The sequence below is a fragment of the Streptomyces sp. NPDC096012 genome (genome assembly GCF_040426375.1).
Lineage (GTDB): Bacteria > Actinomycetota > Actinomycetes > Streptomycetales > Streptomycetaceae > Streptomyces.
On the sequence record NZ_JBEOTD010000026.1, the window covers coordinates 55,607 to 75,634 of the forward strand.

At 70.9% G+C, this 20,028-nt stretch carries 13 protein-coding genes; 11 read left to right on the forward strand and 2 right to left on the reverse strand.

Features of this window, described 5'->3' with window-relative positions; genetic code table 11:
- Positions 1-307 precede the first annotated feature (307 nt).
- The 5 genes from ABVB68_RS23705 to ABVB68_RS23725 all read left to right on the forward strand — a co-directional run bounded on the left by ABVB68_RS23705 (position 308) and on the right by ABVB68_RS23725 (position 6,400).
- The gene (locus tag ABVB68_RS23705) at positions 308-1,819 is read left to right on the forward strand and encodes an IucA/IucC family protein (RefSeq protein WP_353603118.1); all 1,512 of its coding nucleotides are present in this window, start codon (positions 308-310) and stop codon (positions 1,817-1,819) included.
- 106 nt (positions 1,820-1,925) lie between these two features.
- Positions 1,926-3,467, forward strand: coding sequence for a hypothetical protein (locus tag ABVB68_RS23710; protein WP_353603119.1), 1,542 nt, complete (start codon positions 1,926-1,928; stop codon positions 3,465-3,467).
- A 41-nt stretch (positions 3,468-3,508) separates the two neighbouring features.
- On the forward strand, positions 3,509-4,252 hold the full coding sequence (locus tag ABVB68_RS23715; RefSeq protein WP_353603120.1) for an NUDIX hydrolase: 744 nt from the start codon (positions 3,509-3,511) through the stop codon (positions 4,250-4,252).
- A 76-nt stretch (positions 4,253-4,328) separates the two neighbouring features.
- The gene (locus tag ABVB68_RS23720) at positions 4,329-5,588 is read left to right on the forward strand and encodes a VWA domain-containing protein (RefSeq protein ID WP_353603121.1); all 1,260 of its coding nucleotides are present in this window, start codon (positions 4,329-4,331) and stop codon (positions 5,586-5,588) included.
- Complete coding sequence (locus tag ABVB68_RS23725; protein ID WP_353603122.1) at positions 5,588-6,400, forward strand: hypothetical protein; 813 nt, start codon at positions 5,588-5,590, stop codon at positions 6,398-6,400. Before ABVB68_RS23720 ends, ABVB68_RS23725 begins: the two co-directional genes overlap by 1 nt.
- A gap of 284 nt (positions 6,401-6,684) precedes the next feature.
- On the opposite strand, the gene ABVB68_RS23730 is transcribed toward ABVB68_RS23725, so the two are convergent.
- Positions 6,685-7,311 (reverse strand): winged helix-turn-helix transcriptional regulator, encoded by a 627-nt coding sequence (locus tag ABVB68_RS23730; protein WP_353603123.1) that lies wholly within the window; start codon positions 7,309-7,311, stop codon positions 6,685-6,687.
- 87 nt (positions 7,312-7,398) lie between these two features.
- Between ABVB68_RS23730 and ABVB68_RS23735 the strand changes: the two genes are divergently transcribed.
- On the forward strand, positions 7,399-8,607 hold the full coding sequence (locus tag ABVB68_RS23735; RefSeq protein ID WP_353603124.1) for a pyridoxal phosphate-dependent aminotransferase: 1,209 nt from the start codon (positions 7,399-7,401) through the stop codon (positions 8,605-8,607).
- A gap of 135 nt (positions 8,608-8,742) precedes the next feature.
- On the opposite strand, the gene ABVB68_RS23740 is transcribed toward ABVB68_RS23735, so the two are convergent.
- Complete coding sequence (locus tag ABVB68_RS23740) at positions 8,743-9,816, reverse strand: phage baseplate protein (RefSeq protein ID WP_353603125.1); 1,074 nt, start codon at positions 9,814-9,816, stop codon at positions 8,743-8,745.
- Between the two features lie 404 nt (positions 9,817-10,220).
- Between ABVB68_RS23740 and ABVB68_RS23745 the strand changes: the two genes are divergently transcribed.
- From ABVB68_RS23745 to ABVB68_RS23765, 5 genes are all read left to right on the forward strand, one after another.
- Positions 10,221-16,607 carry an RHS repeat domain-containing protein gene (locus ABVB68_RS23745; protein ID WP_353603172.1) on the forward strand — a complete coding sequence of 2,129 codons (6,387 nt, stop codon included), beginning with the start codon at positions 10,221-10,223 and terminating at the stop codon, positions 16,605-16,607.
- Positions 16,608-16,632: 25 nt separating this feature from the next.
- A complete protein-coding gene (locus ABVB68_RS23750) occupies positions 16,633-17,469 on the forward strand; it encodes a DUF4253 domain-containing protein (protein WP_353603126.1) in 837 nt (278 codons plus the stop codon).
- Positions 17,470-17,567: 98 nt separating this feature from the next.
- Positions 17,568-18,167, forward strand: coding sequence for a histidine phosphatase family protein (locus tag ABVB68_RS23755; RefSeq protein ID WP_353603127.1), 600 nt, complete (start codon positions 17,568-17,570; stop codon positions 18,165-18,167).
- Between the two features lie 451 nt (positions 18,168-18,618).
- A complete protein-coding gene (locus ABVB68_RS23760) occupies positions 18,619-19,245 on the forward strand; it encodes a hypothetical protein (protein WP_353603128.1) in 627 nt (208 codons plus the stop codon).
- Positions 19,246-19,380: 135 nt separating this feature from the next.
- A complete protein-coding gene (locus tag ABVB68_RS23765; RefSeq protein WP_353603129.1) occupies positions 19,381-19,803 on the forward strand; it encodes an acyl-CoA thioesterase in 423 nt (140 codons plus the stop codon).
- Positions 19,804-20,028: the final 225 nt, after the last annotated feature.

Below are 20,028 nucleotides of genomic sequence, written 5' to 3' on the forward strand. Positions count from 1 at the left end.
AGTCCGGGCGCCGCCGCGTCCGTGGCCCACACTGCCCGACGTACGGTGCGCACGCCGCTCGGCCCGCGCACCGCTCGTTCCGCACACCGCTCGTTCCGCACACCGCTCGTTCCGCACACCGCCCGTTTGGTCCGCCGCTCGTTTGGTCCGCCGCCCGTTTCCTCCGCCCGGTGTACTAGGTCGTCACCGCTGTCTTACATCCTCCAACATCGCCCGTTTCGAGCGTCGTGCGAGTGCCGGTAGCGATCAGTATGTCCGTCGTCCGTGACAATCGTCCTCCGTGCCCTGTGTACCCGAGGAGCCGATCGTGCGCCGACCCCCCACCGCCGAGGCCGAGGTCGCCGAGGAGCTGGCCGCCGTCCGGCCCGCCCTGCTGCCTCGGTACACGGCCGAGCTGCCGGGTGCTCGCGCCGCCGTTCTGACCCGGCTGTGGCGGGCGCTCGTGCACGAGCCGCTGCCCTGGATCGGGGAGCGGGTGTCCGGGGTGCACGAGCTGACCCTGCGGCTCGCCGACGGGCGGACGCTGCACGGGCCGCACGCGGACCCGTACGCCACGAGCGCCTACGTCACCGGTGTCCGCCTGGGCCGGGAGCGCTACGACGATCCGGCGCGCCTGATGACGGCGCTCGCGGTGCCGCACGGACCGGCGTTCGCGGCCGAACTGGCCGACAGCACGTCCTCGTTGGCGCTGTCACGGGCCGGTGCGGATCACTCGAAGGAGTGGCCGGAACGGGACTGGGAGTGGGAGCAGCGGGTGGTCGACGGGCATCCGTTCCACCCGAACTGCCGGGCGCGGCCCGGGTTCTCGGTGGCGGAGCAGCTGGCGTACGGACCCGAGCACCGGCCGGTGGTGGAGCTGGGGACGCTGCCGGTGCCGGCCGCCGAGTGCCTGGTGGCCGGCGACTGGCCGGCGGAGCTGCGGGACGGTGACCGGTTGCTGGTGCCGGTGCATCCCTGGCAGGCGGCGCACGTCCTGAAGCGGCCGGGCGTCCCGTGGCGTGCCGCTCATCCGCTGATGTCCCTGCGGACCCTGGCGCTGCCCGGCGCCACGCACGTGAAGACCGCGCTGAGCGCCCGGCTCACCTCGTCGGTGCGGGACATCTCCGCGTACTCGGTGCGGGCCGCCACGCCCCTGTCCTCGCTCGCCGAGGACCTGGCGGCGCGTACCGGCGGTCTGCTGCACATCACCCGCACGCTGGGTGCGGTGACGGCGAACTCCCCCGATCTGGCGGCGCTGTTGCGGGAGTCGCCCGAGGTGTACGCGGCACCGGACGAACGCGTCCTCCCGGTGGCGGCGCTGGCCACCACGGCCCTGCCCGACTCCCCCGCCTGGCTGGCCGCGTTCGCCCGGCTGGCCCTCACGGTGGGCCTGCAGCTGCTCGACCTCGGCGTGGCGCTGGAGGCACACGGCCAGAACCTGCTGGTCGTGCTGTCCGCCGACGGCTCGCCCCGGCGCCTGGTCTACCGGGATGTGGCCGACATCCGGATCAGCCCCGCCCGGCTGGCCCGGCACGGCATCACCCCGCCCGCGCTCACGGGCCGTCTGGTCACCGACGACGAAACGGCGCTGCGCCGCAAGCTGTTCGGCTCGCTGGTGGCGGGAGCGCTGGCGGGTACGGCCGGCTCGGGACCGGCACTGGCCGAAGCGCTGCGGGCCGTCCTGCCCGATCTGCCGCACACCGCTGACCTGGCGCCGCTGCGCGAAGGCCCGCTGCCGGCGAAGGCGTTGACCCTGATGCGCCTCTCCCCCGGTCACGCCGGGGACCTCTGGACGGACCTACCGCATCCCCGTTCGGCCCCGCTCCCGGGACAGGGCTGATTTCGCGTCACATTGGGTGTCCGAAAAACGCGTTGTCCGCACCGTCGGCGCCCGACGGTGTACCCCTGAGAAGCCGGACCGGACACGAGACCTTCGAGAGCAGCCGATGAATGACGTCGACCGCAGTGACAGCCTGATGTCGCCGATCCAGCCCGAACAGCTGGAACCGGGGGCCGTGATCGCACAGTCGCTGGACAACCAGTGGGTCCCCGCACAGCTCACCAGGGACATGATCGAACGCGGTCGGTCCCTGGACGAAGTCGAACGGCAGCGCCTCCGGGAGGTGCGGGCCGAGTACTTCCGCAGCCTCATCAACGCCAGCCAGGTCGTGATCAACCGCGCCTACTTCTACAACAACGACGCGATCAACCGCGACCTCATGGAGGAGGGCGAGTCCCGCGCGGCCCACCGCAAGCTCCTCGCCTCGGGCGCGATCGTCCCCTTCCTCCTGCGTGAGCGGCACCCGGCCGAGGAGCCACCCGCCCATCTGCATCTGCGGCGCGAGGGATTCACCGCCTGGCAGGAGACGCTGGCCGGCATGTCCGCCGGTGACCGGGTGCGCTGTGTGCGGATGTCCTGGGACGACTCCCCGGACGACGGGGAGAACCGCGACCGCACCCGGTTACGGCTCTACCAGCCGTTCACCGAGAAGGTCCAGGGCCTCACGGCGAAGGACATCGACGTGCTCGCGGCCCAGGTCGGAGTGGCCCGCGAGGACACGGACCGGTTCGGTGAACGGCTCGGCGAGGTGGTCGGTTTCAGCAACGCCCTCAGCGTCCGCAGGAAGCCGGTCGTGCGCAACACCCTGTACGAGGAGTTCGTGTCCGTCCCGGGGACGAACGTGGCGGAGGGCAGATACGACCGCGACAAGCCCTTCGCGGCGGAGATAAAGCAGCTGCTGGACCTGATCTACAACGTCAACCTGGCCGACGCCCTCGGGCGTTACCCCCTCACCCCGGTCGGCAGCCTGCGGCGGGTGGTGCTGCAGGAGGCCCGCGAGGCCAGGGCCGCAACCGTCGGCGTCGTGCAGGACCCGGAGCAGCTGCTCACGTTCCTGCGGCGGCAGAGCTTCGCCGCCGTGCAGGACCATCTGACGCCCGAGGCGGTGAACGCCCTGAGCCTGCACGACATCTGGCGGCTGCGCCAGACCCCCGTCTGGAACGCCTACATCCACGCGTTCGGCTCGCTGACCGCCGCCCCGGAAGCCTTCCACGACGGCGTCGGGCAGGTCTTCGACTGTTACGTCCGGCTCAACTCGGAGATCCTCAAGCTGGCACGGGAGCGCCGGCAGGCACGGTCGGCCACCTGGCGTCCGGTGGTGGAGGTGGTCGTCACCGTGGGCGCGGCCGTGTTCACGGCGGTCAGCGGCAACAACATATGGGAGGTGGCCGGGTCGGTCCTGCCGCTCACGGTGAGCGGTTCGCTGACCGGTTCGGTGCAGTTGGTGCTGCGCAATCGCATGGCCGGACGGCAGGAACAGCGGTTCGCGCGCGAGATCGCCACCGTACGCCTGGCCAGTGAACGAGAATGGTCGCAGTTCCACGACCTGGTGCGGCGCCTGCCGGGCTACCGGGACACCGCGGGGCCTGCCCCCACGGGCACGGCCTCGGCGACCACCCAGGACAACGAGGACCTGCCCGAATACTGACGAGCCCGGAGTAGCCCCTTGCACAGTCTGCGAAGTTCCCGATGAACCGGTACGAGGCCCTGCGGCGCGACGTTCCGGAGTGGTTTCGCGACGATCCCGAGGGGGTCCGGATCCTGACCGATCCGGCGCGGATCCGCGACGCCAGGCGACGGGCGACCACGGCCCGGCCGAGCGGACGCGGCGGCTCGTTCGCCGCCTTGTGGGCGCGGTTGCGCGCCGCGCTGCGGCCGGTCCCGGCAGGTGTCGTGTCGGCGGACCGGTACCTGTGGTACCTGCGCGATCCGGTGCGCTTCCCCGACGGCCGTCTCGGTCTGTACGACCGGATCCTGCCGCCACCGGGCTCGTCCCCCGGCGTGGTGATCCTGCCGCTGGTCGGCCCCGGGGAGAAGGTGGTGCTGATCGAGCACCACCGGCACGCCACCCGGAGCCGGCACTGGGAGGTGGTACGCGGCTTCGGCGAACCGGGCGCCACGCCCGTCGAGAACGTCACCCGGGAGCTGCGGGAGGAGATCGCCGCGACGCCGACGGAGGTGATCCCCCTGGGCGAAGTGCACCCCGACACCGGGCTGCTGGCCCACAAGGTCGCCCTGTACGCGGCGCGCGTGGACGGCGTCGGCGAGGTCGAGAAGGGCGAGGCGATCCACCGGGCGATCACGGTGACACCGGCCGAGGCGGAGGAGATGGTGGCCGACGGACGGATCACCGACGGCTTCTCCATCGCCGCGCTGTACCGGGCCCGCCTGACCGGGGTGTTCGGGCCGGCGGCGCCGGACGGCGGCACCTGAGCCCCTGACGGCCGCCCAACGCGTACGGGTGCCCGGCGTTTTGGAGTCCGGACCATCTGATCAATAGGATCCGGCGATGATCAGAAGACAACGGTTGGTGGCAGGGGTCTGTGGCCTGCTCGCCGCCCTGACGGCCGGGATCGCGGTCCCCACCGGGGCGGTCGCCGACGAGACCGAGCAGGCCGCGCCCAAGGTCGAACTGGTGCTGGACGTCAGCGGTTCCATGCGGACCCGGGACATCGACGGCGGCACCCGGATGGCCGCGGCGAAGCAGGCGTTCAACGAGGTGCTCGACGCGACCCCGCAGGAGGTCCGGCTCGGCATCCGCACCCTCGGCGCCAACTACCGCGGCAACGACCGCAAGGAGGGCTGCAAGGACACGGCGCGGCTCTACCCGGTCGGCCCGCTGAACCGTACCGACGCGAAGACGGCCGTGGCCACCCTCGCGCCGACCGGCTGGACGCCGATCGGGCCCGCGCTGCTGAAAGCGGCGGACGACCTGAACGGCGGTGCCGGCACCCGCCGTATCGTGCTGATCAGCGACGGCGAGGACACCTGCCAGCCGCTGGATCCGTGCGAGGTGGCGCGGGAGATAGCCGCCAAGGGCATCGGGCTGACCATCGACACCCTCGGCCTGGTGCCGGACGCCAAGACCCGCGACCAGCTCAGCTGCATCGCGGACGCGACCGGCGGCACCTACACCTCCGTGCAGCACAAGGAGGAACTGAGCGACCGCGTCGGGCAGTTGGTCGACCGGGCGGCCGATCCGGTGGTCACGCCGGTGGCGGCCGAGGGCGCGGACCGGTGCGAGCAGGCGCCGTCGCTGAAGTCCGGGCTGTACACCGACCGTGCGGAGTTCGGGCGGCAGCGCTGGTACAAGGTCGCGGTCGAGCCGGGTCAGGAGCTGCGCGCCTCGGTGAGCGTGGCGGACGACCGGGCCGTCGCTCCCCACTACGGCCTGCTGCTGCGGGCGGTGACCGTGCACGGGCGGGAGATCGTACGCGGTGAGGCCGCGGGCACCGGCCGTACGGATGTGCTCTCCACCGGTCTGCGTTACCCGCGGCCGGAGAGCGACGACGACGCGCCCGCCGAGACGGTCTGTCTCCAGGTCACGCATTCGTTCGCGGCGGCCGCCGGGGTGAAGACCACGCCCGGTCTGCCGCTGGAGCTGACCGTGGACGTCGTGGACGGCCCCTCCGGCCATCACGACGTGGCCGCGTTCGGTCTCGGGCGCGGCTGGTGGCTGCTCGGCGCGCTGGTGCTGATCGGCTTCCTGGCCGGTCTGCTGTGGGGCTGGCTGTCACGCTGGCGGGTCGCCGTCTGGAGGACGAACTGATGCGGATCACACGAGTACTGGGCGCCGCGCTGCTGGCTCTGGGACTGGCCGCCGGGCCGGCCGCCGCCGACTCCTCGCCCTCCCCGAGCGGTACCGGCGACGGCTCCGGCGACGGCAAGGCACCCACCCAGGCGGGCACCTCCTTCCGTACGGCCACGGAGATCGAGCAGGGGCAGCAGGCCACCGCGTCCGGCTCCACCGGCGACTACCTCTACTGGTCGTTCCCGGCGGACACCGGACAGCGCCCCACCGTCAAGGCGACGGTGAAGCTTCCGGACACACACGGCTCGCAGACCTGGCAGCTCGACGTGTACGACGGGCTGCGGCGCCGCCAGGCCTGCCAGTACGGTGCCCAGACCCGCACCGCCGGTCAGGGCACCTCCTCGGTCGAACTGGCCTGTGTGATGCGCACCGTGCGCGGCTGGTCGGAGCCGTGGGCCGACGATCCGCTGCCGGGCACGTACTACGTCCGGCTGACCGTGGTGGCTCTCGGTGACGCCGACCTGGGTCTGCCGGTCGGCACCGAAGTACGCGTGGACTCCAAGGACATCGGCGGCGCGGCGGCGGTGGACGGCTCGCTGGGCAAGCCGCTCGTTCCGGGAATCGCGGTCGACTCCGGTGAGGAGAAGGGCGGTTCCAGGGCCGCGGTGCTCTCCAGCTTCGGTTCGGACGACGGCTGGTCATCCGGCTGGTGGTCCGACCGCTGGGTGTGGACGGCCATCGGCGGCATCCTGGCCGCGCTCGCCGGCATCGGCGGGTACGCGCTGACCCGGGGTCCGGGGCGGCCCTCCCGAGTCCCGCCGGCCGCCTGAGCGGACGGGACGAACTCACACGAAGGCCCGCCCGCGGACGGGACCCGGTCGAAGGCCCACCTGTGGAGGGGCTGCGGACGGGCCGTCCCTGGCGGGCCTTTCGCCTGCCGTCAGCCCGGCGACCTGCCTTCGCCTCGCCTGCCGTCAGACCTCCCGCAGCGCCTTCGCGAGTATGCCGTCACCGGTCACGGTGACCCGGCCGGTCCGGACGGCGTCGGACGGGCCGTCCCCGGCGGGCCTTTGGCCTGCCGTCGCCCGGCGACCTGCCTTCGCCTCGCCTGCCGTCAGACCTCCCGCAGCGCCTTCGCGAGTGTGCCGTCACCGGTCACGGTGACCCGGCCGGTCCGGACGGCGTCGGTCAGGGTCAGTTCGCCGCGGGAGATCGCCGCACAGGTCACGGTGTCCAGGTCGAGGCGCGCGTCGGCCTCGCCGGGCGCCGGCCCGTCGCCGTACACCGGACCCTCCTCGGCACCGACGCGCAGATGGAACTCGCCTTCCTCCAGCCCGACTTCGACCAGTCCCTCCCCTTCCAGGCCCCGCAGCAGCGGCAACGCGAACCAGTGTGCGCGTACCGCGTCGGTGGGCCGCCGTTCCCCCAGCTCGCTCTCGCCCCAGGTCCCGAGGGCCTGCAGCACGGGCAGCAACCCGCGCCCCCGGGGGGTGACTTCGTACACGTAGGCGGCGCCCGGCGGGGGGAGCCGGCGGCGGGTGGTGAGTCCGTCGCGTTCCATGTCCTTCAGTCGCGAGGCGAGGACGTCCGTGCTCACGCCGGGCAGATCCGCGTGCAGGTCGGTGTAGCGGCGGGGGCCGGCGAGCAGTTCGCGGACGATCAGCAGGGTCCAGCGGTCGCCGACCAGGTCGAGGGCGCGGGCGGCGGAGCAGTACTGGTCGTAGCTTCGGCGAGGTGGCATGCGACGCAGTCTAGACATGTTGTTGGACTTTCCAAGCTCCCACTTGGTAAAACCAAGTAACACCAGATACCGGAGGGGAAGCCGCGCATGGAGTTCCGGCAGTCGAACAAACTCAGCGAGGTCTGCTACGAGATCCGCGGCCCGGTGATCGAGCACGCCGACGCACTGGAGGAGGCGGGGCACAGCGTGCTGCGCCTGAACACCGGCAATCCCGCGGCCTTCGGCTTCGAGGCGCCGGCGGAGATCCTCCAGGACATGATCCGGATGCTGCCGCAGGCCCACGGCTACACGGACTCCCGCGGCGTCCTGTCCGCCCGCCGCGCGGTCGCCCAGCGGTACCAGAACCTGGGCCTCGACGTCGACGTCGACGACGTCTACCTGGGCAACGGCGTCTCGGAGCTGGTCTCCATGGCCGTACAGGCCCTGGTCGAGGACGGCGACGAAATCCTCGTCCCCGCACCGGACTTCCCCCTGTGGACGGCCGTGACGACCCTGGCGGGCGGCAAGGCGGTCCACTACCTGTGCGACGAACAGTCCGACTGGAACCCGGACCTGGCCGACATGGCGTCGAAGATCACGGACCGCACGAAGGCCCTGGTCATCATCAACCCCAACAACCCGACGGGCGCGGTGTATCCGAAGGAGGTCGTCGAGGGCATCCTGGACCTCGCCCGCCGGCACGGCCTGATGGTGTTCGCCGACGAGATCTACGACCAGATCCTGTACGACGACGCGGTCCACCACTCGGCCTCCGCGCTCGCGCCGGACCTGGTGGTGCTCACCTTCTGCGGCCTGTCGAAGACGTACCGGGTGGCGGGCTTCCGCTCCGGCTGGCTGGTCGTGACGGGCCCCAAGCAGCACGCGAAGGACTACCTGGAGGGCCTGAACATGCTGGCCTCCATGCGCCTGTGCGCCAACGCGCCCGCCCAGTACGCCATCCAGGCCGCGCTCGGCGGCCGCCAGTCCATCCGCGAACTCACGGTGCCCGGCGGCCGGTTGTACGAGCAGCGGAACACCGCCTGGGAGAAGCTGAACGAGATCCCCGGCGTGTCCTGCGTGAAGCCCAGGGGCGCGCTGTACGCCTTCCCGCGCATCGACCCCAAGGTCCACCCGATCCACGACGACGAGAAGTTCGTCCTCGACCTGCTGCTGCGCGAGAAGATCCAGGTGGTCCAGGGCACGGGGTTCAACTGGCCCTCGCCCGACCACTTCCGCATCCTCACCCTGCCGTACGCGGACGACCTGGAGGCCGCGATCGGGCGGATCGGACGGTTCCTCAGCGGATACCGGCAGTAGCCGGCGGTCTCGCGCACCCGCGCGGCACGACCTCGAAGGGGACGCGCCGGGCGGGGACCTTCATCGGTTCCGGGGACGTTCCCCGGTTCCGGCACGCCTCGATCCCGGCACCCGCCCGTCGGAGGTGCCGGTCAGTCAGACGAGGAGGTCCTTGTAGTAGAAGCTGGCCTTCTTGTCCGTCTGCGAGAGGCTCTCCTCGGAGCCGAAGCCGAGGTGGAGGCGGGCGACGGTCGGGGTGCTCATGTCGGGGATCTGGATGGCCAGGCCCTCCGGTTCGCGGTAGAAGAGGCTCTGCCCGGCGTTGCTCAGCCGCCGCTCGACGACGCTGCCGGTGTTCCAGTCGATCGAGGTGACGTAGGTGTTGCTGGTGCTGGTCTGCTTGCCGTCGGTGTCGTAGGTGTAGGCGGTGCCGTCAAGGGTGTACAGGTACCGGCCCATGCTGGTGTAGCCCTGGAAGGTCACTCCGTCGGTGACGGCGGCAGGCTGGGTGATGGTGGCCAGCGGGGTGAAGGTGCCGGCCTTGAAGGTTGCCAGGTCGTACAGGCTGAGCTTCCAGGTGGTGCCGTTGATCCGGTGGCGGTGGACGATCCGGCTGGTGACGGGGTCGACGGCGACGGTGTTGTGATCCGAGCCCGGGACCGGGGTGTACCGGGTGACCTGGAACGAATCAGGCCGCAGGACGGCACCGTTGGCGAACTTGAATCGGGCGATCTTCGTGCCGTAGCCGTTGTTCTGGCTGTCGGGCACCGAGTCGCTCTCGGTCCACAGGTAGGCGCTGTTACCGGAGGGCTCCACGCCGATGGACACCCCGTGCCCGAAGCCCTTGAGGTACATCCGGCCGATGACGTAGCCCTGCCAGTCCAGGCGGGTGATGCACAGGTCACCGTTCTTGGCCCGGTCGGTCCCGGTGTACGCCTGCGTCTCGCCGGGCAGGATCCGCCCGGCCTGCACCAACTGCGCCGTGTACAGGTGCTTGTTGGTGTTGTCGAACGCGAACGACTGCAGGATCCGGGTCTCGTTGAGCAGGATCTCACGGAACCACTCGTCGGAGCCGTCGGTGAGATCGAAGCGCTTCGAGGCGGCCACGGTCGCGGACGCCGTACCCGCCTGCGTGAGCGCCGCGGACCCGACCAGGGCTGCCGCCGTCAGCCCGCCGGCGCGCCGCAGAAACCGGCGCCGGCTCAGGTGGCCGGGCGTCTCGCGCTTCATATGTCTTCCGGGACCTTTCCTCGGCCTGTACTGCACGTGTGCGATGTGTGTGCGCCGCAGGATTGAATCACTTACCTTCCCCTTACGCCAGGGCTGTTTCCCAAGCTCACAGCCCCGATCCGCAACACGTTCACCGGCGTGACGCACATCACTCGCGTAAAGGTCATGTGAAGGCACGGTTCTTATGGATCAGTCCGATTTGAGGGACTGTCCGCGGAACGGGCGTTCCGCTTAGCGTGCGGTTTTGACCTGGCCTTTGCCCGGCTTTCACTTCACCGTGAGCCCGAAGCCCCGGTCGCTTTGCTTTTCACGTGTGCCGGGAGGGGTCCCGGCCTTCTTCGGGTTGGGGATGGTCCGTGCGACGTGCGCGCAGACAGGGGAGGAACGCCTCATGGGCGTTGACCGTGGCACTGGCGGCGTCGCTGCTGGCCGCGCCGGCCGCCGAGGCCGCCGGTACGGCCAAGGCCGTGGCTGCGGGGCGCGAGCACCCGGTGAACGTGCCCGCGCAGGCGGCGGGCGGTGTGCCGCGTGACCACGCGGAGCCCACACAGACCAAGCCCGTCCGCCCGGTGTGGCCCAGGGCGGCCCATGCCCGCCTCACTCTGTCCGGCCTGAAGCCGGGCAAGAAGCTGCCGGTCGCCCCGGCCGCGGATCCGGGCGAGGCCACCGTCCAGGTGGGACCGGCTCCCGCGTCGGCGCTTGCCCGGCAGCGGTCCGCCATCGCGGCGCCGGCCCCCAGCGACGTCGACGTCAAGGTCCTGGACCGCACGCAGTTGAAGCGGACCAACGGCATCGGCATGGGCGTGCAGGTCACCCGCCGCGACGGCCGGGGCACGCCCGGCCCGGTGGACGTCTCCTTCGACTACTCCACGTTCAAGTACGCCTACGGCGGCAACTTCGCCTCCCGCCTGCGGCTGGTCGCGCTGCCCGCCTGCGCCCTGACGACACCGAAGGCGAAGGGCTGCTCGACGGCCAGCCCCCGTCCCGTCCCGGTCACGAACAACGTGGCCCGGGGCACCCTCACCGCGACCGTCCAGGCCGACGGTGACCCCAAGACCGTGATCTCGGTCATCCAGCCCGGCCCGCAAGCCAAGTCCGCCTTCCAGTCACCCGCGACGACCGCCGCCGCGACGACCGGCGGGACCGTCTACGCCCTGGCCTCCACCTCCTCCTCGGACGCCGGCGACTACCGGGCGTCGTCGCTGAAGCCCTCCGGGTCGTGGAACGTCTCCGTGGGCTCGGGGGCCTTCTCCTACGACCTGCCCATCCAGGCGCCCAAGCCGCCGGCGGGTGGTGCGCCGTCGCTGTCCCTGTCGTACAACTCGCAGTCCGTCGACGCGCTCACCTCGGCCCAGAACACCCAGGCCAACTGGGCGGGTCTGGGCTGGGAGCTGGGCGGTATCGGCTTCATCGAGCGCCGCTACCGGAGCTGCCAGGACGACGGCACGGGCACCGGCTGGGTCGGTGACCTGTGCTGGGACTCGCCCAACTCCGACAAGGAGCCGGACGGCGCCGTCTACGTCATCAACTTCAACGGCATCAGCTCCACCCTCGTCCAGGACAACAACGGCACCGGCTCCTACCACGTCCAGGACGACCCCGGCTGGCGCGTGCAGCACCTGACCGGCGGCCACGGCTCGGACGACGAGTACTGGGTGATCTCCGCCCAGGACGGCATGCGCTACTACTTCGGCTGGGGCCGATCCGAGCGCACCAATGCCGCCACGGACTCGGTGCTGACGGTCCCCGTCTTCGGCAACAACCCCGGCGAGCCCGGTTACAACGGTGGCATCGGCGTCAGCACCCAGGCCTACCGCTGGGGCCTGGACAGGGTTGTGGACGCCGACGAGGTGGAGACCTCGTACTTCTACGACAAGGAGCAGAACCACTACCGCTCGGTGCTGCTGAGCGACCAGGCCCGCTCCTACGACGCGGCCGCCTACCCGGTGCGCATCGAGTACGGCTGGGCCTCACAGATATCCGGCGCGCAACTGCCCGCGAAGGTCGACCTGCGCTACGTCGGCCGTTGCGTGGAGCGGATGTCGGACAAGGATCCCCTGGCCAAGGAGCCCGATCCGTGCCCGTCGATCTCCGATCACCCGGACTCGTATCCGGATGTCCCCACGGACCTGATGTGCGACGGCACGTCCGCCGACGACGGCTGCAAGACGATCAAGGGTGAGACGTACTCCCCGACGTTCTTCGCCACGAAGATGCTGTGGGACGTCAAGACCTTCGTCCGGGACGACGACAGCTCGCCGTGGGACCCGGCGATGCAGTACCAGATGAAGTACGGGCTGCCCAACCCCGAAGGAACGATCGACAACACCCTGTGGCTGGACTACGTCCAGCGCCGGGGCTACGGCGACGGTACCGACATCACCCTGCCCACGATCAACATCAACGGTGAGTGGCGGGACAACCAGCTCGGCGGCGGCACCCTCAACTTCCGCCGGGTCACGCAGATCCACAACGACCTGGGCTCGTTCGTCAACGTCACCTACCGCAACTACGACGACCAGGACACCTGCGACATCGACCACCCGCCCTCGGAGTCGAACAACACCCAGGCCTGCTTCAAGCAGCGGTGGGTGCCCGAAGGGGCGACGGCCGAGAAGACGGGCTGGTTCAAGAAGTACGTCGTCTCCAAGGTCAGCGTCGACCCGGGCCCGGGTGCGGGTGCGAACAACGACGGCGACCCGGTGATGACCACCACCTACGACTACGTCGGCAAGCCCGCGTGGGCGTATCCCGACGACCCGCTGACCAAGGACAAGGACGAGTCCTGGACCGAGTGGCGCGGTTACCAGCAGGTCGAGGTCCATACCGGCACCAAGTCCAACGCGGCCTCCACCTACTACTGGCTGTACCGCGGCATGGACGGCGACCGCACGAGCAAGGACGACCCGTCCGCCACCCGTTCCGTGACCGTCGACGACGGGGACAGCGGCAGCGCGGCGGTGCCCGACTCCGCCTGGCTGGGCGGGAAGGTCCTGGAATCCAGCGAACGCGACGGCTCCGGCCAGTCGCACAAGCGGACCTGGCACAAGTACTGGGTCTACGACACCGCCCAGTACGAGGGCCTGCCCGACGCCCGGTTCGTCCGTGACTCCCAGACCACCACCGACGAGCTGACCTCCAGCGGCTGGCGCGAGCACACCGTCAAGGACGAGTACGACACCGCCGAGCCGGCCAGCACCAAGTACGGCCTGCCGATGCGCACCAACGACTGGGGCCTGTCGGCGACCGACGACAACCGGTGCACCACCTACGGCCGGGCGTACAACACGGACTACTTCACCGGCTCCCCGGTCCAGCGCTGGATGGTGCTGCCCGACGAGACCCGGCACTACGCCGCCGACTGTGCGGCCAGGTCCTCGGCCAACCAGGACTCGTACGAGGTCACCCTGTACGACCACGCCACCTCGGTCGACACCGACAAGCCGTCCGACGGCCACCCGACCACCGTGCGCAAGTACACGGACGCCACCGACTACCGTGAGGCGACCGCCGAGTTCGACCAGGCCGGGCGGCAGACCTCCGTGACCGACGGCAGGCAGCACACCACGACGACGGCGTACCAGCCCGCCACCTCGTGGCCTGTCGACGGCGTCAAGGTCACCACGCCGGACCCGGACGACAACGGGCCGGCCACCGCGCAGTCCACCACCACCAGGTACTCCCGTCTGTGGGGAAGCCCGGTCCAGGTACAGGACGCCAACAACCGGACGACCCGGATCGTCCTGGACGCCGTGGGCCGCGTCTCGCAGGTCTTCAAGCCGGGCCAGGCCTCCGGCTCCACCCCCACCATCGCCTTCACGTACGACGTCACCACGTCGGACAACAGCGAAGGCGTACCCGACCTGGTCTCCTCCGTCCCTCCGAAGATCACCACGACGACACTGCAGTCCGGGTCGACGAGCCTCGTCAACTACACCTACCTGGACGGCCTCGGCCGCACCCGCGAGACCCAGACCGCGTCCCCCGGAGGCAGCGGACGCACGGTGACCAGCACCCGGTACGACACCTCGGGCAACGTCACCGGAACCAGCTCCGCCTTCTACAACTCCGGGGATCCGAAGACGGGCGGCATGGTGCTGCCGACCGTGGACAGCCTGCCCTCCTACACCGACCTGGTCATCGACTACGCCGGCCGCACCACCGAGTCCCGGATCATGGTGAAGGGCGAGCCGCAGGTCCAGGGCCAGACACGCACCAACTACCACGGCGACTACACCACCACCCTGCCCGCCACCGGCGAGCGCACCAACACCTACACCGACGTGTTCGGGCAGGTGAGCAAGGTCGTCGAGTTCGGTCCTTCGACCTACACGACGTCCTACGACTACACCCGCAACGGACTGCTCTCACAGATCACGGACGCCAAGGGCAACGTCACCAGCTACACCTACAACTGGCTCGGCGAGCGCACCGGCGGCAAGGAGCCCGACTCCGACCCCAAGGGACTCTCCGCGGTCACCTATGATGCCAACGGCAATGTCGCGACGGCCAAGAACGGCAACGGCGTCACGCTCAGCTACACCTACGACAACCTCAACCGTCCGCTGACCGTGCAGAACGGCAGCACCGTGCTCACCCGGACGTCTTACGACACGGCGACGAACGGGAAGGGGCTGCCGGCGGCGACCACCTCGTACGCACGCGGCTACGCGTACACCACGCGGATCGACGGCTACGACGTCAACGGCCGTGTCTCCGGCTCCACCGTCACGATCCCGGCCGACGGCTCCGGGCTCGAGGGTACCTACCCGGCGACGATGGAGTACGACGCCGCCGGGCACCAGACCTCGGTCAGCTACCAGCCCACCGCCGGGCTGCCCGCGGAGAAGGTGACCACCACCTACGACGTGTACGGCCTCCCCGAGAAGGTCACCAGTGCGCTGGCCACCTACGTGGACGCCACCGACTACGACAGCCTCGGCCGGCTCAGCGGCCGCACCTACGGCACGACGGCGACCACGACCACCACGGCCCGGCGGACCTACGGCTACGAGGACGCCACCGGCACCGGCTGGCTGAAGAGCATCACCACGACCACCAGCACCAAGGGCACCGTCCAGAACGACGACTACCTGCGCGACGCCGGCGGCCGGATCACCGATCTGACCGACAAGCTCAGCGGCCAGCACCAGTGCTTCACCTATGACGAGCTGAGCCGCCTGTCCCGGGCCTGGACCACCCAGAGCGCCGGTGCCTGCGCCGGACCCTTCGCCCCCGACCTGGCCACCGGGCAGGACCCGTACCAGCTCGACTACACCTACGACGGCATCGGCAACCTCCAGAAGGTCACCAGCACCACCGCCGCCGGCGCCCAGGCCGACGACTACGTCTACCCCGGCTACTCCGCCGACCAGTCGACCTACACCGCGGGCGCCGACCACCCGCACGCCGTCAGCACGGTGAAGACCCCGGGGGGCACCGACAGCTACTTCTACGACGACGCGGGCCAGCTCCGCTCACGCACGGTCGGCGGCGTCACCACCGGCTTCACCCGGGACGAACTGGGCCATGTCGTCGCCACGACGGGAGCGGCGAGCAGCAGCTACGTCTACGACGCCCTCGGGAACCTGCTGATCCGCAAGGGCAAGGACGAGAACGTCCTCTACCTGGGCGGTCAGGAGATCCACAAGGCGACCGGCAAGTCCGCCACGGCCACCCGGTACTACGGCAACGTCGCCATGCGTGTGGCGAACGGCGGGAACGGCACGCTCACCTGGCTCATGTCGGACCAGCAGGCTTCGACCCAGCTGTCGGTCGACACCGCCACGGGCACCGCCACCCGGCGCAAGTACTACCCCTTCGGCGCCCGGCGCGGCAGCACCGCACTTCCCTCCGGCACCGACCACGGTTTCCTCGGCAAGAGCGAGGACACCGACACGGGCCTTTCGGTCCTCGGGGCGCGGATGTACGACGCGGACCTGGGCCGGTTCCTCAGCCCGGACCCGCTGAGCACGCCGTACGAGCCACAGAACCTGAACTCGTACAGCTACTCCGACAACGACCCGGTCGACTACAGCGACCCGAGCGGCCTGTGCAAGCAGTGCACCCCCGACGGGGGCGAATGGGCACTCGTGGACACGGGGGAGCTGAGCTCCGGCAAGAACTCCAAGACCAAGGCCAACAGCGGGCAGGACGCCGCGGACCGAGCGGCCAACACCGACGCACAGCGAGCCGAGGAACTGCGCAAGAAGCGGCTCGAGCAGATTCTCGCCGGCAGGACCTTCTTCGGTAAGTACATCGACGACATCGACGAGCTCAACAAGCGGTCCTGCAAGGCGCTGCCCGGAAGCGAGCGCGCGGCCTGCCGGTTCAACGCCGCCTGGACCCACGAGGGGCTCGAAGACATGGCCAAGAAGGCGCTGGACCGGATCGACGAGTCCTGGGAGTCGGACGACAAGGACGGCTTCGGGTTCGACGACAAGGAGTTCGAGATGGCGTTCAAGCTGGCGCTCGACGGGCACAAGGTCGTGGCGCGCGGCTCCAACACGGGCAAGTACACCCAGGACGGCGATACCAACGCGAAGTCCTTCGACGGCTGGGTGGACGGGGTACGGTCGGAGTTCAAGCAGACGGGCAAGCGGAACATCAAGAACCATCTGCGCAAGGCTGCCGACCAGGGCGCCGACGCCGTGTACCTGAGCGTGCCGGGCGTCAGCTCCGAGGCCGCGCACAAGGAGGTGTGGACCGCGGTGATCCGCAACCCCACCACCCTTTCCACGGTGTACGTGTACGACGTCGACAAGCACCTGTTCACGATGAATGTGCGGTGACGCAAGGTGCGGACGTCATCCGGTCATGCCGACGTTCGAGAATGAGGAATCCGACACCATGAAGGACGCCGAGGCCATCGGCCACATCATGGCGACCGAGGGCCTGGCGTCCCCGGGGGCGACCGTGCATTCCGCGCGGTTGCCCCGCGGGGCCGTGGTGCACGGCGTGGCCGTCGAGCCGGAGCAGGCCGAGCGGGCCTGGCGTTTCTGGCGGGGGCGGGCGGAGGGGCTGGTGCCCTTCCTCACCACGCGCGTGACGTCGGAGGAGCAGCTGCGCTCGCTCGCGGCGGCCGCGGCCGGGGAGCCCGTGCCGGAGATGACGGCGGAGGCGGCGGACCGCGCCGTGGCCGACATCGTCGGCCGGGTGGGCGCACGCAGCGTCGCCGAGGCCTACCCGGAGGACCTGGCCGAGGAGGAAGAACTCCGCGACGCCGCCCGGCTGGCGGACCTGCTCGACGAACCGTCCGGGACGCCGCTTCCCGGGGACCCGCTCGCCTTCCGGGAACGGTGGGGAAGCCGCCCTCTGTGGCTGCTGCTCGTCGAGACCACCGGCAGTCACCGGCTGCCGCTGCTGCTGCCCGGATTCCTGCGCAACGGCGCCACGGCCTACCCCGACCTCACCCCGCTCACCCCCGGCGATCACGCGGCGTTCCTCCGGCACTGGCAGGACCGGTACGGGGCGAACGTGTTCTTCATGAACGGAGCCGAGATCCAGCTCCAGGTCGAGCACCCGCCTCTCGACGGCCGCACGATCGCCGAGCTGGCCCTCGAACACAACGCCTACTGTGACGACCTCGCCGACGTCGTGGACACCGCCAACGGTCAGGCCAGGTCCACGGTGTGGTCGTTCTGGTGGGACTGACCGAACCCCGTGGGCGAAGGCCGTCTGGCCGAGTCCGGCCTGCGGGCCGCGGCCGTTTCGTGGCACCGTACTGACAGGCGAGTGGGAAGGGCGCTGACGTGGGTGACCTCTTTCTCGTCCGGCACGGTGAGACCGAGTGGTCGCGTTCCGGACGGCACACCGGCGCTACCGACGTGCCCCTCACCGAGCGGGGGCGCGAGGAGGCTCGGCGGCTGATGCCGCTGATCCGCTCGCACCGGATCGGCGCCACCTTCGTCAGCCCCCTGCAGCGGGCCCGGGAGACCGCCGAGCTCATCGGGATCCAGGACGCCCGGGTCGACGCCGACCTGCGCGAATGGGACTACGGCGGGTACGAGGGCGTGACCACCGTGGAGATCCAGCGGACCCGGCCCGACTGGTTCCTGTTCTCGGACGGGGTCGCGCCCGGACCACCGGACCATCCGGGCGAGACCCCGGAGCAGGTCGGCGAGCGCGCCGACCGGATGCTGAGCAAGGTCGACGCCGCCCTCGCCAACACCGAGGGCGTCGTCGTCCTGGTCGCCCATGGTCACTTCCTGCGCGTCCTCGCCGCCCGCCGCCTGGGACTCCCTCCGGCGCAGGGTGCCCTCTTCCAGCTGGCCACGGGCACCTTGTCCCGGCTCGGCACGGAGCACGGGCGGCCGGTGGTGGCGGGCTGGAACATCCGGGCGCCGCAGTAGGCCAGGCGACCGCCCGCGTCCCCGCTGGCGCCACGGGGGCGGCTCGGTGCGGCGGGGGGCCTCGGTCGCGGGGGGCCGCTCGGTGAGGCGGGGCTCTCGGTCGCGGAGGCCTCGGTGGCGAGGGCCGCTCGGTGCGCCGGGGCCTCGGTCACGGGTACCGCTCGGTGTGGCGAGGTCCCGGTCACGGGTACCGCTCGGCGAGGCGAGGTCCCGGTCGCGGGTTCCGCTTAGTGCGGCGGGGGTCCCGGTCGCGGGCGTCTCGGTGGCGGGGCCGCTCGGTGTCCCCCCGGCGTTGTCGGACCCGGGCCGTACGCTGCGAAGGAGCCGTCCGACGGGTGGCTGCGCGCATTGACGGGACGGCGGCTCGTGCACACGATCCGGCCGTGCGGGCGGTGCCGGAGCCGTCGGTGCGGGCGGTGCCGGCGACAAGTCCGAGCGGAAGGAACGCGCCGTGACACGAGAGCCGACCGCCGCGCAGCGGCGCCTCATCGAAGCCGCCGATCCGGTCACCGGCCGGCTGCGGGGCGGTACGCAGGCGCAGCTCGCGGCGCTGGTGAAGCGGGGGCTCGCCTTCCGGCATCCGCGGCCGCCGCACGATCACTTCCTGACCCCCGCCGGGCACCGGGCGGGCGAGGCGGTGCCCGAGGCGGTGAAGCCCCCCGCGCCGCCGTCCACCGGGGTGTTCGCGGCCCGGGTCGGCGGCGAGGACGAGCCCCCGCCGACGGGACCGGCCCGGCTGCGCGAGGTGCGCAGTGCCTGGGAGGGGCTGCTGGAACTGCGCCGGATGACCAATCCCGACGGTTCCGTGGACCGGCCGTGCGGCTGGGAGCGCGCGCACCTGGTGCGGGCGGCGGCGCTGGCGCTGGAGGCGGCCGGGCACCGCCCCGCGGGGGGCGACGAGGAGGGGTACCGGGTGCGGGCCACTCCCCAGCCGGAGGCGGTCGCGGTGCACACCCCGGATCCGGAGACTCTCCGGGCCTGCGCGGCCACGCTGGAGCGTGCGGGGTGGCAGGCGGGCGAGTACACCGAACCGCGGACCAGGGCCCGTTATCTGCTGGCCTCGCCGCGCCGGGCGTGACGTCCATGCCAAGATCGGTGGACCCGAGCACCGAACCGCGGACCAGGGCCCGTTATCTGCTGGCCTCGCCGCGCCGGGCGTGACGTCCATGCCAGGATCGGTGGACCGGAGCTTCGAACGCGAGGGGGACAGGCAGTGGCCGAACCGTTTTCCGTCCGTGTGACCGTACGCGGCTACGAGACCGACACACAGGGGCATCTCAACCAGGCGGTCTACCTCAATTACGCGGAGCACGCCCGCTGGTCGCTGCTCCAGGCGGCCGGGATCAGCCAGGCCCGGCTCGTGGGCCGCCGGGTCGGCCCGGTGGCGCTCGAGACGACGATTCGCTACCGGCGTGAGCTGCTGGCAGGTGACGAGGTCGATGTGACCTGTGAGTTCGAGTGGAGCGGCGGAAAGAGCTTCCGGATCCGCCAGGAGGTGCGCAAGACCGACGGCACCCTGGCGGCCGAGATCACCGCCGTGGCCGGTCTGCTGGACCTCGAGGAGCGCAAGCTGATCGGCGATCCCCGCGAGGTCTTCAGGGAACTGGCGACGGACCTCGGCCTGTTCGGTCTGTAGGCGCATCGCGCGGGGGGCCCCGGTAGGTGGCGGCCTCGATGCCGCGCTTCCACTCCGCGACGGGAGGCGCCGGCGCGCGTGGGCCCGTCCGGTCGGCGCCGGACCCGGGTGCGCGAGCACGGAGGTCATGGGCCCGTACGCAGGGCCGGTTCGGCGCCCCCGGCCGGAGTGCGCGAGCACGGTGATCACGGGCCCGCGCGCAGGGCCGGTTCGGCGGCGCCCGGC